Source organism: Phaeobacter sp. JH20_34 (genome assembly GCF_048056095.1).
Lineage (GTDB): Bacteria > Pseudomonadota > Alphaproteobacteria > Rhodobacterales > Rhodobacteraceae > Phaeobacter > Phaeobacter bryozoorum.
Genome location: NZ_JAYMWT010000004.1, coordinates 630,491 through 652,217, shown reverse-complemented (window position 1 = coordinate 652,217; position 21,727 = coordinate 630,491). Strand labels below are relative to the sequence as shown.

Below are 21,727 nucleotides of genomic sequence, written 5' to 3'. Positions count from 1 at the left end.
CAGGCCGGAATGGCAGTCAGAAGCCCGCGTACCCCGATCGGGGCTATCATTCGCTTGATCTTATCGGCGAGGACATGGAAGGCCATCTCGGTACGGACGTTCTTGGGCGTTCGCATACGGAAGTGCGTCGCCTCGTCTCCACTCAATGATGGTTACGATGAGCCGGAAACCCGCTCTTATCAAATCGCGCTACACTGTCCCATTGGCGCTGACGTCAGACAATGTCAGATTGGACGTTACCGTCTTTGCGGCCCGTGCCACCCGGCATGTCCTACTGACCTGGCTGTCGGCCCCGTGCATTGTACGAGTTGGACGAAAGCGGCATAGGCGAAGTCTATCACGCTGCGATTGAGTATATCATCCCGGCGGCCTCCGAACGGAATTACCGCCAGCAATGATCCGGTTGATGAGACCCGCTACGGCTCGATGCGCCTCTATCTCGCCATCAGTAACAGCTGCGTTTTCATGCGTCTTTGCAGCGTCCCGCAGGATACCCACGATCTCGCGCTCGGGCAGGAGCTTGTGATCGTTCATCGCCAGCAGCAGTGCTTCGCAGATCGAGAGGGCAGCCATTCCCGAGAAGTCTTTCTCGCTGAGCATTTTATTGTATCCTTCCGGTGACGGTAAAACATCGCGCAGCAGACTGGCCTCGCTTGTCCCAAGCATCTTCGCAGAAAAATGGTATGCTGGGCTAACCGAAAGCAGTCTGTGCGCGATTGCGTCTGGAGTTTCTTTCCAGCTTGAGAGGCCCCGTTGACAGATATCTTAGAAAGCCCGCTTACACGGAAGCTGCAAGTCTTCGTCGCATTGTCTGAAGATGAATTGGGCGTCTTGAAGCGTTTGCATCTGCGCCGCCGGTCCTTTTTGGCGGGGCGTGATCTCGTGCATCAGGGGCAGTCGGATCAGGCCGCTTATATTCTGGCCGCCGGCTGGGTATGTTCCTACAAGCTTCAGCCGGACGGAACCCGCCAGATCGTGGATTTCCAGATACCGGGGGACTTTATTGGATTGCGCAGCGTGCTGCTGCGCACGTCCGACCATAGCTTCGAGCCGGTCACGGAGATTCAGGCGGCAGAGGTCTTTGCGGACGACCTTCTGGAAGCCTTCGAGAAGACGCCTCGCCTCGCGGCAGCAATTCTCTGGGCGGCATCACGGGACGAAGCCATGGTGGTCGAGCATCTCGTAGGAGTTGGCCGCCGCGCTGCGGATGCACGCATGGCGCATTTTCTGCTGGAATTGGGGGCAAGGCTGAAGCTGGTCGGAATGGGGAGCAAGAAAGGCTACGTCTGCCCTTTGACACAGTATCATCTTGCTGACGCGCTCGGCCTAAGCGCCGTCCATGTGAACCGCGTCTTGCGGCAGCTTCGCGAACGCGGCCTGCTGACATTTCGGGACGGCCGTGTAACGTTCGGCAATTATGACGGGCTGGTAGAGTTTTCGGGGTTCGATCCGGCGTATCTGGATCAGACCGGCCCGCTCTTGAAATGAAAAAGGCCGCCCCTCCCCCCGGAACAACCTGGGGCGGCCCGATCTTCATTTAAAGCAAAGGAGTATCACGAAAGCGCTTTTTTAGCCGCGTCCAGTTCCTTGTTCGTTTCTGCGTGGTTCTTCGCCGCGTGTGCCTTCTCGGCCGCCTGGTAGTGCTTCACAGCCCGGTCTTTTTTGGGGCCGGCGATTGCCTTGTCACAGGCTGCTTTGACCGAGGTCATCTTCTCGGCGGCATTGGTCTGTTCGGGTGTCATTGGATTGTCCTTTCTTGGACATTCCGAGAATAGGGCACGCAGTGCAATGCAGTCCATTTGAGGAACCGCACGCATCCCGTGCTTCTCTGCTGCTCGGAAATGAGTGCCGCCGGAGATTCGGCAGGCACGCAGCCATGTACCCATCTTCTCTGCTCCGCAGCACTGATGCAGGTTAGCTTGGGGCGGGTCCGCATCTTCTGGCTGATGATCTTTGAACGAAGAGCTCAGGAGCCGTTTCACATGCCGAGAAGTGCGTTAAAGATATCGCCCCGAGGTGAGGGTTCATCCCGCTAGCGTCAGGTGGTGGGGGTTTGCTGATGTGACAGCCGCAGCCACCGGCCGTTGTCCAGCAGATATGTGGACGCGCAGAGCGCCTCATAGATTGGCAAGCCTGACTTCTCGGCGAATACGCGGTAGGCGAGCACAGCAACGGCCCCTTGCCTGATTTGGCTGCGGTCTTTCATTTCCACGGTTCGCCAGCCCGTGTTTTTCTTCACATGCTCCAGGATCTGCCCGCCCTGAAGAATGCCTGGCGGATAGGGAAGTATCATCACTGCATTTTTTGCAGTCACGGTGCGGGCGCTGTCCGCGCCGCTGGTCCAGCACCGCTCCTCCAGATCCCATAGCACCGCATAGTCCTTACCATCACTGCGGTCGCCGTCCCGTGTTTTGCCTGACATCATTGGCCCGTCCCCGGAGTGCCTGTGAGTATTAACTGCAAAATCAGAAAGAGGATCGTCAGTACCGCCCAGATCAACCCAGACAAATTCGTCGGCCCGTTTTCTGCGGCGCCAGAAACAGCCATCAAGCGCTTGCGTTTGGGGAGAAGGAGGGTCAGTTTCCGCGCGAGCGTTCCGCTATCCTGCTTGAGTGCGGGCACGTCGCGGCATTGCGACAGCAGCATCTCCAGTCGCGAGCCTGCGACCTCTTTCTCCAACGCGGCAAGCGCGGCTGCCTCCTCCCAAGGTTCGAGTTCAAGCCGCGCGAGGGCCGATAGAACCGTAACAGCATTGCCATTCCGGTCCTCGCCAACGAAGGCTTGCAATAAGCGGTCAAACTCAGGGCTGTGGGGTTGAAGAATGCCAGCGGCTGGCATCGGCATATCCTCCCTTTTTCGGTGTTCGGATCGGGAAGCGGCTGTTCCCGAAGAACCGGGCTGCCGCCTGCCGGGTAACAAGCTTCGGATAACTCCGATCATACCCGCATTGCCCGACGCACGCGCTGACGCAGATCAGCCGGTCTCCAGTCCTCTGAAGTCTAGCCGAAGGTTTGGTCCGCGTATGCCAGAGCGGTCAGGACCCCAGCGGCGCTAACATGGGTCAGCACGCACCGCCCGGTTCCGGGGTAATGTAGGAGGGCCGCAAAGTTTGGCTGCCTCTCGGCAACCGGGATGCTGCAGCCAAGGCAGCGCGGCAGACATGCACATATCGCGGAGACCGGTGATGGCCTTGCGATCAATCAGATCCACCGTGACTTTCCCGCAGCCTTTTACCTTGCCCGGATATCCGGACGAACTGCCTTCCGGCGAATACGAAGTGCTGGTCGAGGAGGAGCTTATCGAAGGGCTGAGTTTCACGGCTTACCGCAGAACGGCGATTTACCTGACCATCCACGGCAAGGGGCGTTTGCCGGGCCGCACAGAGTTGCGGCCAATTACCTGGACCGACCTGGAAGCAGCGCTAGGCCAAGACCCGAAACGCAACACTTGAAGATAGCGAGGCGGCGCTTTCCCCGCTGGAGGATTCACAATGTACACTCCCGAATGGCTTAAACCCGGCCTCTACGGCGCCGTGATAGGTGGCGCATTATTAGGCATCGGCGGATTTACCTGGGGCGGCTGGGTGACCGGCGGAACGTCACACGGCATGGCCGTGACCATGTCCCGCAACAATGTAGTCACGGCTTTGGTCCCGGTCTGTCTGGACATGGCCCGAACCGATGCGGAACGCGACGCAAAGCTGGCAGCGATCAGGGCCGTTGCTACCTACCGGCAGCGGGATGCCCTCATGAAAGCCGGTTGGGCGACGGTCCCGGGAACCGAGTTTCCGGACCGGGACATTGCGCAGGCCTGTCTTGCAGCCCTTGACGTCGAAAAGTCGTCGGAGCGCCCGGAAAACACGATCAATGAAGGATGAACAGTGCCATGTTACCATCTCTGCCTGAAATGACAGATCTTGAACGGCGCGTTCTGGCCCATGAACGGATTCTCCAGTCGCTCATTGCTTACATGTCCCGCACGGAACCGCGTTTCCTTGAACACCTTAAGAAGCGTTTTGTTGAGCCAATGGCCATGGTGAGGCATGAGCATGACCACCGAAACGCGGATGATTATGCAGAGGAATTCATTCGCACCGTAATGGCTCTTGGAGAACCGCATTTGCCAAAGGCCGCAAGCTCCAGCGTGCTCGATAAGCCACTGCACAAACCGGAAGATATCCAAATTTCGACACACCCCTATCGTCCAACTGCGAAGGCGGAGCGCGTTCGTGCCCGGAAGAGGAATGGAATCTGGGAGGTCAAGGTGGACGGTGTTTTCCACGGGGACTACCACGACAAGGGCACTGCGTCAGTAGCCGCAGCCTTGGCCCGCTTGTCGCTTCGATGAGAGGACGCCACCCATGAACGAGGCAGTTAGAAAATCCATTGCGGTCTTTGCCCGGCCTTTCAACGTTCCGGGCTTCAGCGAAACGCTCCCTGCCGGAGAATATGACATTGAAACGGAACTGTGTTCACCTCCCGACAGCCTGCAGCCTGAGACTTGGAGAGCTTCTGTCGCCGTGAAGTTGCATCCCAGGGAATTCCACCCCGGGCTGGCGAGAACCTTGACCGTTTCGCTGGCCGACCTCGATGACGCCCTGGCAAAGGACAAGCTCACCGGAAAAGAACTGGCCGAATATTTCCTGGAAGAAATGCTTTCTGACCCGATGGTCCGGCTGGTGATGGTGGCCGACGGGGTCTCCGAAACTCAGCTGCGGAACCTTTACTCGGGCGGGGGCGCATCTCAGGCGCACAAAGAGGCGCCGGATGCGGCTATAGCGGGTGAATTGCCAACGGAAAATTCACCAATCCAGGCCGCGGAGAACGAAGGAATGCCGACACAGAGGGAATAAGCCGCGCGCAGGCGCCTTGGCGTCAAAGGTCTGTATCGGATGCCGGTTTGAGAGACCAGGAGAGGAAACGATATGCCTGACCAGAACGGCGGCCCGGAAGACCGTGGGCCATGGCAAAGCAGACAGAAGCGCAATCCGCCCGATATCGACGAAATTCTTCGTCAAGGCCGCGACCGGCTGGGCGGATTGCTCCCTGATGGGCGGCCCCCTGTGAAGGGCATACTGGTCGCAGGAGCGATAGTCTTGGCAGCGGTTGCGGCCTGGTCTTCATATTACACAGTCCCGAGCGACTCTGTCGCCGTTGTCCAGCGTTTTGGCAGATACACTGCTGAGGTTCCGCCTGGCCTGCATTTCAAATTCCCGCTTGGCATCGACGTTGCCACGCTGGTGCCCGTGAAACGGCAGCTGAAGCAGGAATTCGGGTTCACAACTCCGGGCCGGAGTGATCCCTTCCAGAGCCCGTCAGACGGCCGGCGCGAAACCGAAATGGTCACGGGAGATCTGAATGCTGCGCTCGTGGAATGGGTGGTTCAGTACCGGATCTCTGACCCCCTGAAATTCCTGTTCGAGGTACGCGAGCCAAGCGCGACTTTGCGCTACGTCTCTGAGTCCGTGATGCGAGAGGTTGTTGGCGACCGCACCGTTGACGAGGTCATCACCATCGGCCGTCAGGAGATCGAAAGCGAGGCGCTTCTCAAGATGCAGGCTCTGTCCACGAAATACGCCATGGGTATCAGCATCGACCAGGTGCAGCTGAAGAACATCAACCCGCCGGGACCGGTTCAGGCGTCGTTCAATGAGGTCAACCAGGCACAGCAGGAAAAGGAGCGCCTGATCAATGAGGCGCGCCGCGAATACAACAAAGTCATTCCGCTGGCCGAAGGCGAGAAAGATCAGCGGATCCGCGAGGCTGACGGTTATCGCCTGAAACGCATCAACGAGGCGGAAGGCGACGCAGCGCGGTTCACCGCGCTTTTGGCCGAATACGTAAAGGCGCCTGAAGTCACGAGGCGGCGGATATACATAGAAACCCTCCAGGATGTTCTGCCCAGCATCCTGTCAAAAATCATTGTCGACGGATCGACTGCGAGCATCCTGCCGCTTTTGAACCTCGACAGGCTTCAGGAGGATCCGTCATGAACATCAGATTGGGGCTCTTCGCAGGGATTGCGGTTGCTGCCGGCGTGATTGCCTCCGGTTCCCTCTACACAGTTGGCGAAGTCGAGCAGGCTATTATCACCCAATTCGGTAAACCTGTGGGCGAACCAGTCATAACGGCTGGTTTAAAGCTGAAGCTGCCTATCGTTCAGGACGTCAACCGGATCGACCGCCGGGTTCTTGAGTGGGACGGCAATCCTTCTGACATGCCCACCAAGGACAAGCTCTACATATCCGTCGATCTGTTCGCCCGCTGGAAAATAACCGACCCGTTGCAGTATTTTCTGCGGCTGCGCGATGAGCGCAGCGCGCAATCCCGTCTAGACGATATTCTCGGCAGCGAAACCCGCAATGCCGTCGCCAAACACGAGCTAATAGAGATTATCCGGACCACGAAGGGCCGGACCCCGCTGCGGGACACGCTTTTGACCGATGAGGAGCGCGCGCAGGACATAGGTTCTCTGGTTCCTATCCAGAAAGGCCGTGCACTTGTTGAACAGGAGATTTTCGCAGCCGCCTCAGAAAAGGTTCGCGTTTTTGGGATCGAGCTTCTCGATATCCGTTTCAAAAGGATCAATTACAACGAGAGTGTGCGTCCGAAGATTTACGACCGCATGATCTCAGAGCGCCGCCAGATCGCTGAACGTTTCCTTTCCGAAGGTAACGGCGAAGCCGCGCGGATCCGCGGCAACCGGGTGCGCGACCTGAACAAGATACAGTCCGAAGCGTATCGCGCCGTCGAGGAAATCCGCGGCGTGGCTGACGCCTCGGCGGCTGCGATCTACGCAAAAGCCTACAACACCGACGCCCAAGCAGCCGAATTCTATGCGTTCACCCGGACAATGCAGGCCTACAAGGACATGATTTCAGGGGGAACGACGCTGGTTCTGACAACGGACAGCGAACTTTTCAGGTTTCTGAGAGGAATGGAGGCCGGAGAGTCGGCTGGGAGCACGCCTCCTCCCGCCCCCGGCCTGACGGCCGCGGCCGAACGCTGATGTATTAGAGGACAAAGAGATGACGGAAGAACCGGTGGATTTAGACGCAAGGCGAAGCGCCGAAGGCCAGATTGCGACCGATATCCGGCGGCATGCCCTGAAGGATTTCGAAGCCGATCAGAGAAAACTCCGCCTGCGGCAGGAAGAACTTGAAGTGCAGCTTCTCGCCGAACCGGCCTCTAGCTGACATGAGGCGGCCATACCTACGTTGGGCAGCTTAACGTCGTCTGGCAGAAGCGCCCCGATAAAGTTTCGCGGCAGCCCTGCCGCCGCATCGCCGCAAGTCCGCTTCGGGCTGTGACAGCGACTTACCCGACTGGCAACCATTCGCACCACCCACACCCCACCAAAAAAGGGGCCGCCAGCGCTGCCGCTCTCCATCGTCATTTTTCCAAAAATACTCACAAATGCACCGATGGCGGCACGCGCACCGCCCGCCATGCCCAGACCTGTAAAGCGGCGCGGGCTACTGCGGCTTGTCGCCGCCCAGCACCTGGTTCATGCTGACCGACGGCTGGTCGCAGCCGGCCTCACCGACAATCTTGGCCGGCACGCCCGCAACGGTCTTGCAGGGCGGCACCTCGGCCAGCACCACCGATCCTGCCGCGATACGGCTGCAATGGCCCACCTTGATATTGCCCAGCACCTTGGCGCCAGCACCGATCAGCACGCCATTGCCGATCTTCGGGTGCCGGTCTTCCTCTTCCTTGCCGGTGCCGCCCAGGGTCACCGAATGCAGCATGGAGACGTTGTCGCCAACCACCGCCGTCTCGCCGATGACGATGGAATGCGCGTGGTCGATCATGATGCCCCGGCCAATTCTGGCCGCCGGATGGATATCAACGCCAAAGATCTCCGAAATCCGCATCTGGAAGAAATAGGACAGATCGTAATCGCCCTGCTGCCACAGCCAATGCGCCACCCGATAGGCCTGAACCGCCTGATACCCCTTGAAATAGAGGATCGGCTGCAACAGCCGGTGGCAGGCGGGATCGCGTTCATAGACCGCCATCAGATCGGCGCGCCCGGCGGCAATCAGATCCGGGTTTTCGTCATAGGCCCGGTCGACGATCTCGCGCAGGATCACCATCGACATCTCATTGGAGCAGAGCTTCGCCGCGATGCGATAGGACAGCGCCTTCTCAAGCGAGGTATGATGCAGGATGCAGGCATGGATCAGCCCGCCCATCAGCGGCTGGCGGCGCACGGCGTCCTGCGCCTCGGTGGTGATCTGATCCCAGACGGGATCAACGGAACTGACGGCCTGGCGCGTCTCAAGCATAGCTCTGCCTCCTGTGTTGCAACCAGAGTACCTCCACCAGCGCAAAAAGGCCAACCGCAAATCCGTGATGAGAGCCATCGGATCTGCTGATCTTTTGCCCCGGCTGCGCAGTCATACACCGACAGCCCATTGTTTTTATTGGTGATCACCCGCCGCACCAGTTCCCGTGCCCCGATGCACAGGGGCTGTGCAGGCCCGATATTGACAGTGCCACAGGCTGTCAAATGGCCGCCCGGCACAGACGCTGCCAGCGTCGTTGAGGCGCCGCAACAGCCGCATGACAAGGCATCCGGTGGCGCAGCTTGGCAGCCGCTAGCCCGGATTATGCCTGATATGACGCGCCAGCTCAGCCAGCACCAGCCGGGTACAGGTCAGATAGTCCGGCGCGTCATAAAACGGCTCATCCGCCAGCGGGAATTTCCGCGCCGCAGCACTCAGGGAGCCATCGCCCCAGCGCGGGCAGAGCCGCCGGTGGCGGCGCAGATGGCGCACCGCCTGCGCCGCCCCGGCAAAGATCCGCTGGCACAGCGCGCGCCGCTGCGCCGGGGCCACCGCCAGCAGGGCGCGGGCGGTGCTGGTGATATCACCGGACAGGATAGGCCGTCGCATCCCCGCCCCGCCTCAGACCAGCCGCAGGGCGGTCACCGCACCAGCCCCGTAGCGGGCCGAGACCTGCGCCACCTCGATGCGATCTCCCGGCACCACCGCATCCGCTGTCTGGGCCGCCAGCGGATAGCTCCAGCCGGGAGCGTCCAGCAATTCTTCGCGCAGAATCTCGCCGCCGCGCAGGATCCGCAGGCGGTAGCGCTCCAGATCCTCGCCCAGCGGGATCTCCGCCAGATCCCAGCGGTCGCCGTCGATGCGGCTGCGGCGGATCCAGTCCAGCCCGACCGCGCCGCTGCCCAACACGCCTTTCTGGCGCAGATGCACCGGCGCATAGGGGCGCAGCCCTTCACCCGCAAAGGCCGCCTCCAGATGCACATAGCTCGGATCATCATAGGGGCGCCGGGCGGTGCCGATACGGTAGTGACGGCTGAGGCCGCGCTGATTGGCAGCCAGTGTGATCTGCTGCGGCGTGCCATCCAGCGCCACCACATAAGAGCCCTTCGGCCAGGCCACCGGCATCCGCGCATCGCTGCCCTGCTGTCCACGCAGCCGGTCGCGCAGCAGATAGCGCCCCGGTGCGATCAGCTCGGCCTCGCCAAATTGCATCAGCTCCCAATTGCCGGGGCTGCCATCGCCGATGGCCACCAGATTGGCGCCATTCAGCACCGCCAGCCGGTCCCGGCTCTGCAATTGGCCAGAGATCATATCAACTTCCAGATCGTCGCCCCGCTCCCAGCGCCCTGGCGCGCCCGCAGGCAGCACCGTATTGGTGATGGCAATGGTTGAAGCGGCGGCCAGCACCTCCTCCAGTGCATAATCCGCATCACTCTGTGCGCCGTATACGGCAACGCTCCCCGGCCAGGGCTGCGCCGTCACTGCCAGATGCGGCGCATGGGGCACCTCATCGCCGCCAATCAGCGGCAGGTCCATGAACAGCGGCAGCACCGGCACCGGTGCCGCAAAGGCGGTGACACCGGGCAGTTCCTCCGGCACTGGTGCCGGGTGGTAGTTCTCCGGCTCGATCCGCACCGCCTCGATCAGCTGCGCCGCGCCCTGTTCGACCCGGTCGATCCGGTAACGGGCCTGCGCACCGCTGCCGACCTCCGCACCCGCCTCTGAGCCTACCTCCGGGCCTGCCTCTGCCCCGGCAAGCGGCAGGCGGATCACATCGCCCGCGCCCAGCGCCATGGCGGAGGGCGGCAGCTCCAGCCGCAGGGTATCGCGGGCCATGCGGGCCTCGCTCAGCCAGCGCTCGACCACCTGCCGCCCCTCGGCGCGGGTCAGCGCCATCGGCAGCTCATTGTCGCTGACCGCATGGGTCGCCTCATCGGGCAGCACCGCCTCCTCGCCGCGCAGATCATGGCGCCCGCCCCATTCGACAAAGCGCAGCCGCATCCGTCCGGCCAGCTCAGCCTCCGGCGCGCGGGTCTGTTCCAGCACCCCGTCCAGCTCCTGCCCCTCAACCAGTTGCGCCAGATCAAGCGCTGCGTCCTGTCGCCCATTGCGCAGGCGAAACCGCAGCAGACCATCGCGTTCGATGGCATCCACCCCGTGGCGCAGCAACAGCGGTTGCAGCGCGGCGCGGGCCTCACCGACATCGCTGATCGCATAGCCGCGCACCAGCGCAGGCAGGTCACTGACATCAATCGCCGCAACACCCGAGGCGGCACAGATCTCCTCCAGCACCGAGGCCAGCGTGCGCTGCCCCACCCGCCCGTTCAGCCAATGGCCGCGCAGGTAATTCTCGCCGTCGCTCCAGACCTCCACCGCATTGGGAAACACCGGAAAGGGGCGCGCGTCCCAGGCCCAGACATAGGCGTTCGACATATCCAGCATCGGGCCGCCATAGACCTCGGAGACGGGGTTTTTCCCCTCCTCCTGCCAATAGCCCAGCAACGCGCGCAGATAGGCCAGCTGCATCATGTCATCGCGCTGCCCGTTGGAGAATTTCGGCAGTTTGGATTCCGAGCTTTTGGGATCCAGAAACTTGTTCGGCTGGTTGGTGCCCTTGTCGATGGCGGCACAGCCCAGTTCGGTGAACCAGATCGGTTTGCTCTGCGGCTCCCATGCGGTGGGCAGCGCGGCACGTTGCCCGTTGATCCGGTCATGATGCGGTTTGGACCACCAGCTGCGCAGATCCTTGTAGCGCCAGATCCACGGCTCATCATAGGCGCCATCGGTGATCGGGGTGCGGATCTGGGCCGCCTCGGCCTCGGGCGAGTGGTAATACCAGTCATAGCCCTCGCCGCCCTCGATATTGGCGCGCAGATACTCCAGATCATGAATGCCCGGCGCCCCGGCCCGGGCGTCCAGATGATCCTCCCCCTCGCGCCAGTCGGACAGCGGCATGTAATTGTCGATGCCGATGAAATCGATCTGCTCATCCGCCCAGAGCGGATCGAGGTGGAAATAGCGATCCCCCTCCGGGCTCTGGTAGCCCCAATACTCCGACCAGTCGGCGGCATAGCCGATCTTGGTATCCGGCCCGAGGATCTGGCGCACCTCCTGCGTCAGCGCCCGCAGCTCTGCCACCGCAGGAAAGCCTGCCTCATCGCGGATCTGGGTCAGCCCGCGCATCTCCGAGCTGATGCAGAACGCCTCAACCCCGCCCGCCGCGGCACAAAGCGCGGCATTATGCAGGATAAAGCGCCGCAGCCCCCAATCCTCCAACGGGCCGCTATAGGTGACGCTCCCGTCAGCCACAGTGAAATCCGCCGCCGTTGCCGTGCCAAAGAACTGCTGCACCTCAGCCCGCGCCATAGCCGTGCCATCGGGGCTGCCGGGCTGGCCCGGTGCCAGCGACAGGGTGATCCGCCCGCGCCAGGGCAGATGCGCCTGACCCGGCTCACCGCTCCAGGGATCTGGCAGATCATTGCCCGCCATCTGATCCATCAGGATAAACGGATAGAACATCACCCGCTTGCCCTGCGCCTGCATTGCGCGAATGGCCTCGATCACCGAGGCATCGGTGGGGGTGCCGCCGTATATGGGTCTGTCATCCTGCCGCGCGATCAGCTCGGCCTCCGTCCGGGTCAGCCCGGCCACCGACCAGGGCATATTCGCCCCCTCGATATGCTGGCGCTCCACCTTCGGTTTGACGCTACACACGCCGCAGCGCAGATCATTGCCAAACCACGACACAATCAGCGAGGCCGCGCCACAGGCGGGCAGCTCCTCGCCAAGGGTCGTCAGCGAGGTGACCAGATCGGTCTCCCCCGAGGGGCTGTGCGAATTGGCGGGTCTGGCCTGTCCCGGCCCATGGTCGTAATGCACCGGCGTGCTGGCCAGCGCGTATTCCCCGGTCCCCGGCATCAGGGCAACCCCCTGCACCAGCTGCGGCAGATCCAGATCATAGGTGCTGGAGGCCGGTTGCTCGGCACGCAGCACCTCGAACGAGAATTGCGGCACCCGGTTGCCAAAACGCTCCAGCGCCAGGTTCTCCATCAGCACATAGGCGGTGCCACGATAGGCGGGCACCTCGCCTGTGCCCTCTACCGCCTCGATCACCGGATCGGGCAGCTGGTCCATGGTGCCGCGATAGACGGTCATGTTCAGATCTTTGGGCGCGACCTCCTCGCCATCGGCCCAGACCCGCCCGATAGAGGCCACCTCTCCGGCGCAGACCGCTACGGCAAGTGACACATCATAGCTGTAGCTGGTGACCTTGGGCTGGCGCCGACCGCCGCCCTTGCCGCCGCCGCCACTGGTGGTGGAGGTCTCGCGGAACTGAGACGCCCAGATCACCTGCCCGCCCACCCGCATCCGGCCATAAACCTGCGCAATCGGCTGGCCATCGCTGGCATGGGTCAGGCGAAAGCGTTCCACCCGGCCGGTCTCCACCGGCTCACTGCCCGCGCCCAGCAGGCGGCTGTCGATGGCGCGTCCGACGGTGGCGCCAAGTGCGCGGCCAATCGCTACCGAGGAGAGACCCGCCACAGCCCCCCCAACCGAGCCGCCAAGGGCCGCCCCCGCCGCAGAAAGAAGAATGGTCGCCATCACGTCACCTCATCAGCATCAACATCAGGAAAGGAAAACCGCGCCACGATCCGCCGTTGCCACGGCTGGCTCAATGCGCTCTCGACCACACCGTGGCCGCAATAGGCATGGATGAACCGCGGCATGGCGCCGGTTTCAGTTTGCAGCGCGATATGTTTGGCCACCGCCCCCCGGCGCATCCGAAACAGGATCACGTCACCGGCGCGCGCCTCTTGCAGCGGTCGGGGGCTGAGATGGCGCAGCGCCGCCTGCCACAGCGCCTCCTCGCCCTGGGGTTCGGACCAGTCCATCGTATAGCCCGGCACCGCCTCCGGCTCCTGGCCGTAGACCTCACGCCAGACCCCCCGGATCAGGCCGAGACAATCGCAGCCCGCACCGCGCCGGGCGGCCTGATGCACATAGGGCGTGCCCAACCAACCCCGCGCCGCCGCAACCAGCTCGGCGCGCGATATCCCTCTCGCGCCGCTCATCTGCGGCTGCCGCCGGTGTTATTGCCGCTCTGGCGCGGCACGCTCATCACCCAGTCTTCGCCGGGGATATCGGGAAAGCCCTGAAAATTGACGCCATTGTTGAACTTCAGCCGGCAGGTCTTCAGCCGCTTGTCGCAGCCCGCTGCCAGATGCAGCAGATCGCCGGGTCGGATCTGCGCCCGCAGCGGCTCCCAAAGGGTCAGCTGGCGGTGCTCTGCGTTCGGATCCGGCGCGGTGGCGTCCTGTCCCAGCCGCCCGACCTGCTGGCGGTCCTGCTTGATCCAGCCCCACAGCCCCTCAGCTGCACCGCTCATCACCGTGAGACGGCCAGAGGTGAACCAGTTCGGCTCAAACCCCGGCAGGGCGGCAAATCCGAAATACTGCCCCTCGCGGATCTCTTCGGCGGCCAGCTCCAGCGTGTAACCCGGCGTGGTCATGTCAAAGCGGCAGGCGCCATCGCCCAGAACCGCCGTGCAGGGTTTCTGGTAGATCCGCCCCATCGGCTGGTTGAGCGCCTCCGTCAGGCCGCGCAGCTCCGCCTCAAAGGCACCACCAGCACGGCGGATCTGGCCAAAGCTGCCGCGAAACTGCAACCAGCGCACCGAGACATCGGCCCAGTTCACCAGCCAGCAGCGCACCTCGGCGCCGTCAAAACGCCCGGCCTCGATCTCGTCTTCGCGGATGGCGGCATCACTCAGCGCACCCAGCGCCTCGGTATTGTCGACCGCCAGCCCGGTGGCTTGTTGCAGGCTGCGCGCGGTCAGCCCGGTGCCTGCGCGAAACAGCAGACCGGCCTCGCCCTCGGCAGCACTTTCGAACCGCAGGTCGCGGTCATGATCGGTAAAGCCGAACCGCACGCCATCGCTGCGCGTCACCAGCCAGCAGCGGCACAGCGTGGTCAGACCGCTGGCCACATGAGATTGAAACGCCTCGCTTACCCCCGCCATCAGACCCGCACCTCCACCACTGGGACATTGGGCACGTCGCCCGCCTGAAAGGACGCCACGCTGGTCTGAATGCGATCGGTGTCAAAGCGCACCGGCACATCGAACTCAAACCCCGCCTTCACCGACAGGCCCGCCTCTGGCGGATGCGCCAGCGTGATGGTGCCAAGGGTGCTGTCGAGCGTGTAGTCTACCGTCTCCTGCAAAGCGTCCTGCTCAATCCCGATGCGCACGCTGCCCGCCACCGGTTTGGTAATTGGACGCTGATAGGCAAAGCTGCCGGAACGATAGGTCTTGCTCAGCTGGAACACCTGCTGCACCCCGTCGCCGATACCGATCACCTGATCCCCAAACGCCACCTCCTGCGTGGCGCGGGCGGATTTGTAGTCGGACCAATCCTTCCAGCGGAAACCGTACATCTGGCCCTGCCGCGCCTCGAAAAAGGCAATCAGCGCCTCGATATCCTCAAGCCCCCTGAGGCCCAGCCCCGCATCATAGCGGCGACGCGAATGCGCCCAGGGGGTGTTGCGTTCCTCGTGCCCGTTGGCAAGCGTCACCACATCGGTGCGCCGCTCCGGTCCGCCGATTGAGCCGAAGCTCAGCGATGCGGGAAATCTGACCTCGTGAAAATTCATCTGCTGTCCTCCGGCTCAGCGGTTGCGATTGCCACGCGACAGGGCGCGGCTCAGCTGGGCGGCAATCTGGCCCTGACTGCGTTGGAACCCCTGCACATCGGGGGTCTGGATATTCATCACCACCGAGGTGGCCCGCCCGCCCTGGCTGCGCACACCAAGCGCACCATCGGCACCACGGGTCAGCGGCAGGATCGCCTCTGGGCCTGCCTCGCCCATCAGCCCGGTGCCGCCGCGCATGGGAAAGCTCACCGGGCCGCTGACGATCCCCCCCTTGGCAAAGGGCATCACCCGGCCTTGTGAAAACGCCGCCCCATCGGCAAAGGGGAGAATGCCGCTCATCAGCTTGCCCACCCCATCCGACAGCAGCCCGCCAATATGGGAAGTGACCGGTTTCATGGCCGCCGAATAGGTGGTCTGGATCATCGACTGCGCCATGGTATCCAGCGCATCCGAGAGCTTCATGCCGTCAAAGACAACACCGTCAAAGGCGCGGCGCAGCCCCTTCGACATACCGCGTTCCAGGGTCTCGGCATCCTTGCCGGTGGCGGCAAAGGCGGCGCGCACCCGGCGCAGTTCGGCATCGAATGTGGCCGCCATGCCCGCCGCATCGCCAAGGCTGTCGCTCAGCGCCTCGCCCTGCTGTTCCAGCTGGTTCAATCCTGTGTCACTCATCGCTTACGGCTCCTGTTTCTGGGGATCTCGGCGCGGCGGGATCGGGAAATGCGCGCATCAGCTGGTCCAGCCCGGCCCGACCCAGCGGCGCAACGGCGCTGTCCTGCCCCAGCATCAGCCGCAGCTCCGCCGGGGTGAGGCGCCAGAACTGATCCGGCGTGAGCCGCAGCCCCGCCAGCCCAGCCCGCATCAGCGCCGGCCAGTCAAGGCCGGTGCTCTGTCTGTCTGTGGAGTGCTGCCGGGGCGTCATGGGGCCACCGATCCGGGCGGCGGCGCGCCCGCCTCTCCCGGCAGCGCAAAACTGCGCGCCAGGAGCTGTGCGGCGACCCGTGCGGCCTGCATCGGACCGCCGTCGATATCGGCAACGGCCAGATCCGCCTCGCTGAGCCGGTGGCCGCCGCCCTGCACCCCCGCTGCCAGCAGCGCCAGCACATCCGCCGCCGAGAACCCGCCGCTTTCGAACCGGGTCACCAGATCAATCAGCGATCCCGTCCCAAGCCGCGTTTCCAGCGCCGCCAGCGCCCCGAGGGTGAGCTTTAACGCCAGCACATCGCCGTTTACCGCCAGCAGCACCTCGCCGGCATAGGGATTGGCCGCACAGGCGTTAACTGCCGGGGCTGGCTGTTCCGAGGGGGTCATGGTCACCCCCCTCAGACGGCGGTGAAGACCAGCGCGCCGGCGCTGGCGAGCGCAAGCTCATAGGTGGCCTCGCCATTGTGGCTGCCGGCATATTCCAGGGCGGTGACCTGAAACGGGCCTTCGACGATGCCAAAATCGGGGATAATCACCTGAAACGCGGGGGTCAGCCCCTCAAAGAACAGCTGCCGTGCCCGCTCATCCGTCCCGGCATCGCGAAAGATACCGGAGCCGGAGATATTGGCCGAGCGCACCCCTGCGCCGGACAGCAGCTCGCGCCAGCCGCCCTGGCTTTCCAGACTGGTGACATCGACGCTTTCGGCGTTGAAGCTGATGCGCGTTGCGCGCAGCCCCGCGATGGTTTCGAACTGACCGTCGCCGGTCATGTCGATCTTGACCAATAGATCCTTGCCGTTTTGAACACTCATAGCGGTGATCTCCTGTTGCTGAGTGATGGGACGTCGCGCCAATTCAGATCAGCCTTGCCGCGCAACGCATTGTAATTAATGTTGGATTTTCGCCAAACCGACCGGGTGTCAGCTGTCCTCCAGCCGCGCGGTGAAGCGCAGGCGGATCTCGCGGCCGCCGGAGGGTTTGCGGCTGGCGCTGGCGCGGTCGAACCACAGGCCCACCAGTCGCCCGCGCGTCAGGCTGAGCGAGGCGCTGGCGAGGCTGTCGCAGATGCTGGCCGCAATGGCCTTCGCACCGGCAAAGCCCGCAATATCGGTATGGACGGTGATCTCCACCCGGTGGCGCGCGCCGGCACCACTGCGGTCGGAGCGGTCCTGCACCTCCTCGGGGCCAAGGGTCACATAGGTCTGCGGCAGGCTGCCTGCTGGGAGCGCGTCATAGATGGCGCCGCTCAGCGCGGTGGTCAGCGCCGGGTCATTGGTCAGGTGCTGAAACAGCGCCTCCTGCAGCGGCAGGGCCAGGGCATAGGTCATGCGGTGGTCTCCTCGGTGGCAAAACAGGTCAGGTAGCGGCCGTCAGGGTCGCCTTCGGCCACCGCATCAATGCGAAAGATCCGGGCACCATCGCGCAGCCGCTGGTCCGGCCGGGGCCGCGCCGGGCTACCGGTGGGATGGGCCCTAAGGGTGATGCGGTAGCGTTGCAGTGACAGGCTGGTGCCGGAGTGATCGGTGCTGCGGCCACTGAGGGCACGCATATCGCACCAATGGTGGCCAAGCAGCTGCCATGCCTCAAGAAACCCGCCAGCCCCATCCGAGGTGCGGCGCGGATCCTCCAGCGCCAGACAGCGGTTGAGACGTGGTGTGGAGCGGGCAGCGGGGCGGGATGTGGTGCGGCGGCTCATGCGCCTGCCCCCGGTCCAAAGCTGCGGCCAAACCCGATCCCATGCCCGCCGCCGACGCCCAGGCTCACCCGTAGCGCACGATAGCGTTCGATCAGGCTGGTGACGCCAAAGGGCATACAGCCGCCCTGCAACCTCGTGTCATCGCGAAACTCATAGTAATGCGCCGCCAGCATCAGCACCGCCTGCGCCAGATCGCCGGGCAATGCCGACCAGCTGTTGGCCATGCCCGCCCGCATCAGGATCCGCGCCGCACCACCGCTGGCAATTGTGGGCAGCACCCCGCCAACCGGACGCAGCCGGGGCTGCTGGCTGTCGGGTTCCAGCCGGTAACGACCGGGTGGCAGCACGGTCTCGACCCCGGCGGCATCGCTCAGCGTCACCGAGTGGATCTGCTGCACCGGTGCAAGCGGCAGCGCCTGTAGCTGGGGATCCCGCCAGGCGGCGAGCGTCAGCAGGAAATCCCGCGCCAGAAGCACCCGGCCGGTGCGTGCCTCGATCGCCGCGATGGCAGCGCGCAGGAAGCTGATCAGCACGGCCTCCTGCACCCCCGCCTCGTCAAAGCCGGTGCCCAGACGCAGATGCGCCTTGAACGCCTCTTGCGGCAGAACCGCCTCTGGCACCGGTGTCACTTCATTCAACATCATCTCTTCACTCCAACGGCTGTTCGTTCGGGGGCTGCTCGGGCTGGCTGTTGCCGGATGGGTCGGGGCGGATGCGCGCCGGGCTGCTGCCGCTGGACGGAAGGGGAGCAGCTGGACGACAGCGGCCTTAAGGCGCGCATCCGCAGACGGAACCGGGCTGCCGGGTCCGCCATCGGTCCAAGCGTCAGCTCAGACCGAATTTCAGCAGTTTGATGGCAGCAAAATCGCTGACATCGCCGCCGACACGTTTGGTGGCATAGAACAGCACATGCGGCTTGGCGCTGAAGGGGTCGCGCAGCACCCGCAGGTCGGGGCGTTCGGCGATGGTGTAGCCGGCCGCGAAATCGCCAAAGGCCACGGCATAGCCGTTCACACCGGCGTCGGGCATGTCCTCGGCAATGACCACCGGATAGCCCATCAGCCGCGCCGGTTCCGCCGCTGCCAGCCCGTCGGACCACAGGAAGCGGCCATCGGCATCCTTCAGCTTGCGCAGGAGGCCTGCGGTTTTGGAGTTCATCACAAAGCTGGCGTTGGCCCGGTACTGCGCGCCAAGCGCATAGACCAGATCAATGATTGCATCGCCATCGCCGATATCGCCCTCCACGCCGGTGGTGACATAGCCAAGGTTGCCCCAGCTCCAGCTGTCATTGGCAACAACCGGGTGGTAGAGGATGCCGGTCGGTTTGTCGTTGCCATCGCCATTGATGAAGGAAGCCGCCTCCGCGCGGGAAAACTTGTCGGCGATCCGGCCAGCCAGCCAGCCCTCGATGTCAAAGGCGCTGTCGTCCAGCAGCCGCTGCGAGGCCTTGGGCAAGGCGCTCAGCTCATGCAGCGGGATGGTGATGCGGTCGATCACCGGGGTTGCGGTTTCGGTTACCGCCGCCGTCTCATTCGCCCAGCCGTGACCGACATCGCCATGGTCGATCAGCACATCGTAGGAGGTTGCCTCCACCGTCACCACCGAGGCGACGGCGCGGATCGAGGCGGTGCTGTTCAACACGGATTTGACCGTATCGGAGGTCTGCGGATCCACCAGGTAGCCGCCATCGCCATTGACGGCGGTGGCCATCGCCTTGGCATCAAGATCAAGGCCACGCAGCGCGGCGTCATCGCCGGACCGCAGATAGGCATCAAAGGCTTTCTGATGAGGCGCGCCGCCTGCATCGGCAGCGGCCAGAGGGGGACGATTGGCAAAGTGGGATTTGCGATCCAGCATGGTCATACGCTCTTCTGTCTGTTTCAGTTTCAGGGCAATGTCGTCTTTGAACCCGTTGAAATCATGCACGAAGTCGGCAACGGCCTGTTTGACCTCCTGCGGGGCCGCATGGGAGTGGGCCGTTGGTTCCGGGTGGGATTGGGGATGGCTCATCTGTCTGTCCTTTTGGGTCGATTGAGGAAGGCAAAAGCGGGGCGCGACCGCAGCGGCGGCCGGGGCCTGCATTCAGCCGAGCGGCGTCAGGCTGGCACCGCTTCGCAGCAGGTCGATCACCTCCCGCCAGATCTGCGGGGTATCGTCCGGGGCGATGGCGCCGCGCTCTGCGGTCTGCGATTTGGCGGCGGCCCCGGCTGGGCTGACGCGGGCTGAGGACAACATCGGGAAGGTCACCAGCGAGACCTCCCAGAGGTCCAGCTCACACAGGGAGCGCCCGCCGCCTTTGCGCGCCGTGGCGCGGCGGGTCCGGTAGCCGATCGACAGCCCGTCCAATGCGCCGACAGCGATCAGCGCCGCAGCCTCGGCGCCCTTTTGGGTGCGGGTCAGGATACGGCCCCGGACATGCAGGCCGCGGGCATCCTCGCGGACCTCATCCCAGACGCCGATGGGCTGTGCGGGATCGTGCTGCCACAGCATCTTGACCGCGATCCCGGCCTGCGCCAGACGGTCGAGCGACGCCTGATAGGCCCCCGGCTGCACCATGTCACCGCCAGCGTCGACGCAGCCAAACAGGCTGGCATATCCGCTGATCATGACCATATCGTCGGCCTCGTCGCCAATGGTCAGATCCTCGCCGAAGCGCGCGAACTTATGCTCCAGATGCGCATGAGATGGCATCAGCTTCTCCTTTTATCTCTTTGAATTAATGGCAATTACTGAACCACAAGAAAGGACTGGAAGGCCTGCGCCAGGATCACGGCGGCAACGCCGTAGACGGTGAGCCAGAGGCGTTTTTCCATCCGCTCCATCATCATCTCCAGCCGGTCGAGACGCCGGTTCATCGCCTCCTGCTGGATCTCGGCGATGCGCTCATGGGCGGTGAGCCGCAGACCCGGTGAGCATTCAAACGGCGGGATCGGGATCTCAGTCATCCGCCATCGCCTCCTCTTGCGGCGGCAGGCCCAGAAGGCTGCGTTTTTCGGCCACGCTGAGGAACTCCGCGGCGGCCACGCGGCGCCACTGCGCCTCGCGTTCGGAGGCCAGCGCAGGCACCTGATCAAGGTCCGGTTTCAGGGTGACCGCAGCCCCCTGATAGCGCGCCAGCCAGTCCGACAGCGTCGCGGTGACACGGGTCACAAGCGGCAGCACGGTGAGCCGGTAAAAGGCGCGGTTGGCCTCCTGATAATTGGCATATGTGGCATCGCCCGGCAGGCCCAGCAGCATTGGCGGCACCCCAAGCGCGAGAGCAATTTCGCGCGCGGCGGCGTCCTTGGTCTGGTGAAATTCCATATCCGATGGCGAGAACCCCATTGGTTTCCAATCCAACCCGCCTTCCAGCACCATTGGACGGCCGGCATTGCGCGCGCCCTGAAAATTCATTTCGATTTCCTCACTTAGACGGCGAAACTGATCCTCAGCCATCAGCCCCTGACCATCGCTTCCGGTCCAGACCAGAGCGCCGGAGGGGCGGGCTGCATTGTCCAGAAGCGCCTTGGACCAGCGCGAGGCCGAGGTATGCACATCCACCGCCATGGCTGCGGCCTGCATCGGCGACAAACCGTAGTGATCGTCCTGCGGATGAAAGCTGCGCAGATGGCAGATCGGGGCGCAGGGCATGGTCACATCAAAGCGGTGTTTGCGCCCCGACACGCTGTAGTCATAGGCCACCGGCCAGCCATCGCTGCCGGGCACCACGGTCATGCGGTCAGGGCGCAGCACATGCAGCTCGACCGGCAATACGTCGCGACCGTCGGGATCGCAGACCGCCTCGATATAGGCGTTGCCGGACAGCAGCAGGTGGCCGAACAGCGCTTCCAGCAGCTCGGCGCGGCCCTGCGCGGCATTGGGCCGGGCCAGCAGCGTCAGCAGCGGGTGGCTGTCGTAGCGCTGTGTGCCGTCCTGCAACACCAGCGGCAGCGCGGCAGCGGCCTCGGTGATCATCTTGACGGCACGGTAGCCCACGGGATTGCCGACAAAGCCGCTGCGGGTCAGCGAACTGCTGTCGCGCGGGCTCCAGCCGGTGCTGCCAGTGCCACCGTGCCAGGCCACCACACGGGCGGCGGCGCTTGCCTTGGTTTCGACGGGCTGTTGCTTGCGCCGCAGAAGGTCAAAGACCATGGGGCCACTCCTTTGCTTGAAGGGGGCGAAGCATG

At 63.6% G+C, this 21,727-nt stretch carries 29 protein-coding genes; 8 read left to right on the top strand and 21 right to left on the bottom strand.

Annotated elements, in window-relative coordinates; genetic code table 11:
- Window positions 1-357 precede the first annotated feature (357 nt).
- A complete protein-coding gene (locus tag VWZ81_RS04765) occupies window positions 358-600 on the bottom strand; it encodes a hypothetical protein (protein WP_340545769.1) in 243 nt (80 codons plus the stop codon).
- A gap of 153 nt (window positions 601-753) precedes the next feature.
- Here VWZ81_RS04765 and VWZ81_RS04760 point away from each other — a divergent pair, with 153 nt between their 5' ends.
- On the top strand, window positions 754-1,488 hold the full coding sequence (locus VWZ81_RS04760; RefSeq protein WP_416542204.1) for a Crp/Fnr family transcriptional regulator: 735 nt from the start codon (window positions 754-756) through the stop codon (window positions 1,486-1,488).
- 65 nt (window positions 1,489-1,553) lie between these two features.
- Here the strand turns inward: VWZ81_RS04760 and VWZ81_RS04755 are convergent, their stop codons facing one another.
- The 3 genes from VWZ81_RS04755 to VWZ81_RS04745 form a co-directional block, all read right to left on the bottom strand.
- Window positions 1,554-1,742 carry a hypothetical protein gene (locus VWZ81_RS04755; protein ID WP_340545771.1) on the bottom strand — a complete coding sequence of 63 codons (189 nt, stop codon included), beginning with the start codon at window positions 1,740-1,742 and terminating at the stop codon, window positions 1,554-1,556.
- A gap of 296 nt (window positions 1,743-2,038) precedes the next feature.
- The gene (locus tag VWZ81_RS04750; RefSeq protein WP_416536350.1) at window positions 2,039-2,425 is read right to left on the bottom strand and encodes a hypothetical protein; all 387 of its coding nucleotides are present in this window, start codon (window positions 2,423-2,425) and stop codon (window positions 2,039-2,041) included.
- Window positions 2,422-2,838 carry a hypothetical protein gene (locus tag VWZ81_RS04745; RefSeq protein ID WP_416558320.1) on the bottom strand — a complete coding sequence of 139 codons (417 nt, stop codon included), beginning with the start codon at window positions 2,836-2,838 and terminating at the stop codon, window positions 2,422-2,424. The genes VWZ81_RS04750 and VWZ81_RS04745 overlap by 4 nt, the downstream gene beginning before the upstream one ends.
- A 346-nt stretch (window positions 2,839-3,184) precedes the next feature.
- Here VWZ81_RS04745 and VWZ81_RS04740 point away from each other — a divergent pair, with 346 nt between their 5' ends.
- From VWZ81_RS04740 to VWZ81_RS04710, 7 genes are all read left to right on the top strand, one after another.
- The gene (locus VWZ81_RS04740) at window positions 3,185-3,451 is read left to right on the top strand and encodes a hypothetical protein (protein WP_340545774.1); all 267 of its coding nucleotides are present in this window, start codon (window positions 3,185-3,187) and stop codon (window positions 3,449-3,451) included.
- A gap of 39 nt (window positions 3,452-3,490) precedes the next feature.
- Window positions 3,491-3,877, top strand: a complete 387-nt coding sequence (locus VWZ81_RS04735) for a hypothetical protein (protein ID WP_416536347.1) — start codon at window positions 3,491-3,493, stop codon at window positions 3,875-3,877.
- Between the two features lie 8 nt (window positions 3,878-3,885).
- Window positions 3,886-4,347, top strand: a complete 462-nt coding sequence (locus VWZ81_RS04730; protein ID WP_416542202.1) for a hypothetical protein — start codon at window positions 3,886-3,888, stop codon at window positions 4,345-4,347.
- Window positions 4,348-4,360: 13 nt separating this feature from the next.
- Complete coding sequence (locus VWZ81_RS04725; RefSeq protein WP_340545777.1) at window positions 4,361-4,852, top strand: hypothetical protein; 492 nt, start codon at window positions 4,361-4,363, stop codon at window positions 4,850-4,852.
- A 72-nt stretch (window positions 4,853-4,924) separates the two neighbouring features.
- Window positions 4,925-5,992 carry an FtsH protease activity modulator HflK gene (hflK, locus tag VWZ81_RS04720; protein WP_416542201.1) on the top strand — a complete coding sequence of 356 codons (1,068 nt, stop codon included), beginning with the start codon at window positions 4,925-4,927 and terminating at the stop codon, window positions 5,990-5,992.
- Window positions 5,989-7,008, top strand: a complete 1,020-nt coding sequence (hflC, locus tag VWZ81_RS04715; protein ID WP_416542200.1) for a protease modulator HflC — start codon at window positions 5,989-5,991, stop codon at window positions 7,006-7,008. Before hflK ends, hflC begins: the two co-directional genes overlap by 4 nt.
- A 19-nt stretch (window positions 7,009-7,027) precedes the next feature.
- A complete protein-coding gene (locus VWZ81_RS04710) occupies window positions 7,028-7,195 on the top strand; it encodes a hypothetical protein (RefSeq protein WP_416542199.1) in 168 nt (55 codons plus the stop codon).
- A 279-nt stretch (window positions 7,196-7,474) separates the two neighbouring features.
- On the opposite strand, the gene cysE is transcribed toward VWZ81_RS04710, so the two are convergent.
- The 17 genes from cysE to VWZ81_RS04625 form a co-directional block, all read right to left on the bottom strand.
- The gene (gene cysE, locus VWZ81_RS04705) at window positions 7,475-8,290 is read right to left on the bottom strand and encodes a serine O-acetyltransferase (RefSeq protein WP_340545780.1); all 816 of its coding nucleotides are present in this window, start codon (window positions 8,288-8,290) and stop codon (window positions 7,475-7,477) included.
- Between the two features lie 312 nt (window positions 8,291-8,602).
- Window positions 8,603-8,899 carry a hypothetical protein gene (locus tag VWZ81_RS04700; RefSeq protein WP_416542198.1) on the bottom strand — a complete coding sequence of 99 codons (297 nt, stop codon included), beginning with the start codon at window positions 8,897-8,899 and terminating at the stop codon, window positions 8,603-8,605.
- A 12-nt stretch (window positions 8,900-8,911) separates the two neighbouring features.
- Window positions 8,912-12,892 carry a baseplate multidomain protein megatron gene (locus tag VWZ81_RS04695; RefSeq protein WP_416542197.1) on the bottom strand — a complete coding sequence of 1,327 codons (3,981 nt, stop codon included), beginning with the start codon at window positions 12,890-12,892 and terminating at the stop codon, window positions 8,912-8,914.
- Entirely contained in the window at window positions 12,892-13,362 is a 471-nt protein-coding gene (locus VWZ81_RS04690; protein WP_416542196.1) for an NlpC/P60 family protein, read from the bottom strand. The genes VWZ81_RS04695 and VWZ81_RS04690 overlap by 1 nt, the downstream gene beginning before the upstream one ends.
- Window positions 13,359-14,309 carry a DUF2163 domain-containing protein gene (locus VWZ81_RS04685; protein WP_260079400.1) on the bottom strand — a complete coding sequence of 317 codons (951 nt, stop codon included), beginning with the start codon at window positions 14,307-14,309 and terminating at the stop codon, window positions 13,359-13,361. The genes VWZ81_RS04690 and VWZ81_RS04685 overlap by 4 nt, the downstream gene beginning before the upstream one ends.
- Window positions 14,309-14,941 (bottom strand): DUF2460 domain-containing protein, encoded by a 633-nt coding sequence (locus VWZ81_RS04680; RefSeq protein WP_260079401.1) that lies wholly within the window; start codon window positions 14,939-14,941, stop codon window positions 14,309-14,311. Before VWZ81_RS04680 ends, VWZ81_RS04685 begins: the two co-directional genes overlap by 1 nt.
- A gap of 15 nt (window positions 14,942-14,956) precedes the next feature.
- Window positions 14,957-15,613, bottom strand: coding sequence for a phage tail tape measure protein (locus VWZ81_RS04675; protein ID WP_260079402.1), 657 nt, complete (start codon window positions 15,611-15,613; stop codon window positions 14,957-14,959).
- On the bottom strand, window positions 15,606-15,863 hold the full coding sequence (locus tag VWZ81_RS04670; protein WP_416542195.1) for a rcc01693 family protein: 258 nt from the start codon (window positions 15,861-15,863) through the stop codon (window positions 15,606-15,608). Before VWZ81_RS04670 ends, VWZ81_RS04675 begins: the two co-directional genes overlap by 8 nt.
- Window positions 15,860-16,252, bottom strand: coding sequence for a gene transfer agent family protein (locus VWZ81_RS04665; RefSeq protein WP_416542194.1), 393 nt, complete (start codon window positions 16,250-16,252; stop codon window positions 15,860-15,862). Before VWZ81_RS04665 ends, VWZ81_RS04670 begins: the two co-directional genes overlap by 4 nt.
- 11 nt (window positions 16,253-16,263) lie before the next feature.
- Complete coding sequence (locus VWZ81_RS04660; RefSeq protein ID WP_061048939.1) at window positions 16,264-16,677, bottom strand: phage major tail protein, TP901-1 family; 414 nt, start codon at window positions 16,675-16,677, stop codon at window positions 16,264-16,266.
- Window positions 16,678-16,785: 108 nt separating this feature from the next.
- Window positions 16,786-17,193 (bottom strand): DUF3168 domain-containing protein, encoded by a 408-nt coding sequence (locus VWZ81_RS04655; protein WP_416534155.1) that lies wholly within the window; start codon window positions 17,191-17,193, stop codon window positions 16,786-16,788.
- Window positions 17,190-17,561 carry a head-tail adaptor protein gene (locus tag VWZ81_RS04650; RefSeq protein WP_416540061.1) on the bottom strand — a complete coding sequence of 124 codons (372 nt, stop codon included), beginning with the start codon at window positions 17,559-17,561 and terminating at the stop codon, window positions 17,190-17,192. Before VWZ81_RS04650 ends, VWZ81_RS04655 begins: the two co-directional genes overlap by 4 nt.
- Window positions 17,558-18,205 (bottom strand): head-tail connector protein, encoded by a 648-nt coding sequence (locus VWZ81_RS04645; RefSeq protein ID WP_340545789.1) that lies wholly within the window; start codon window positions 18,203-18,205, stop codon window positions 17,558-17,560. The genes VWZ81_RS04650 and VWZ81_RS04645 overlap by 4 nt, the downstream gene beginning before the upstream one ends.
- A 181-nt stretch (window positions 18,206-18,386) precedes the next feature.
- Entirely contained in the window at window positions 18,387-19,571 is a 1,185-nt protein-coding gene (locus VWZ81_RS04640) for a phage major capsid protein (RefSeq protein WP_416542193.1), read from the bottom strand.
- Window positions 19,572-19,643: 72 nt separating this feature from the next.
- Window positions 19,644-20,252 carry an HK97 family phage prohead protease gene (locus tag VWZ81_RS04635; protein WP_416542192.1) on the bottom strand — a complete coding sequence of 203 codons (609 nt, stop codon included), beginning with the start codon at window positions 20,250-20,252 and terminating at the stop codon, window positions 19,644-19,646.
- 35 nt (window positions 20,253-20,287) lie between these two features.
- A complete protein-coding gene (locus VWZ81_RS04630; protein ID WP_014874871.1) occupies window positions 20,288-20,506 on the bottom strand; it encodes a GTA head formation protein, RCAP_rcc01685 family in 219 nt (72 codons plus the stop codon).
- A complete protein-coding gene (locus tag VWZ81_RS04625; RefSeq protein WP_416542191.1) occupies window positions 20,499-21,692 on the bottom strand; it encodes a phage portal protein in 1,194 nt (397 codons plus the stop codon). Before VWZ81_RS04625 ends, VWZ81_RS04630 begins: the two co-directional genes overlap by 8 nt.
- Window positions 21,693-21,727: the final 35 nt, after the last annotated feature.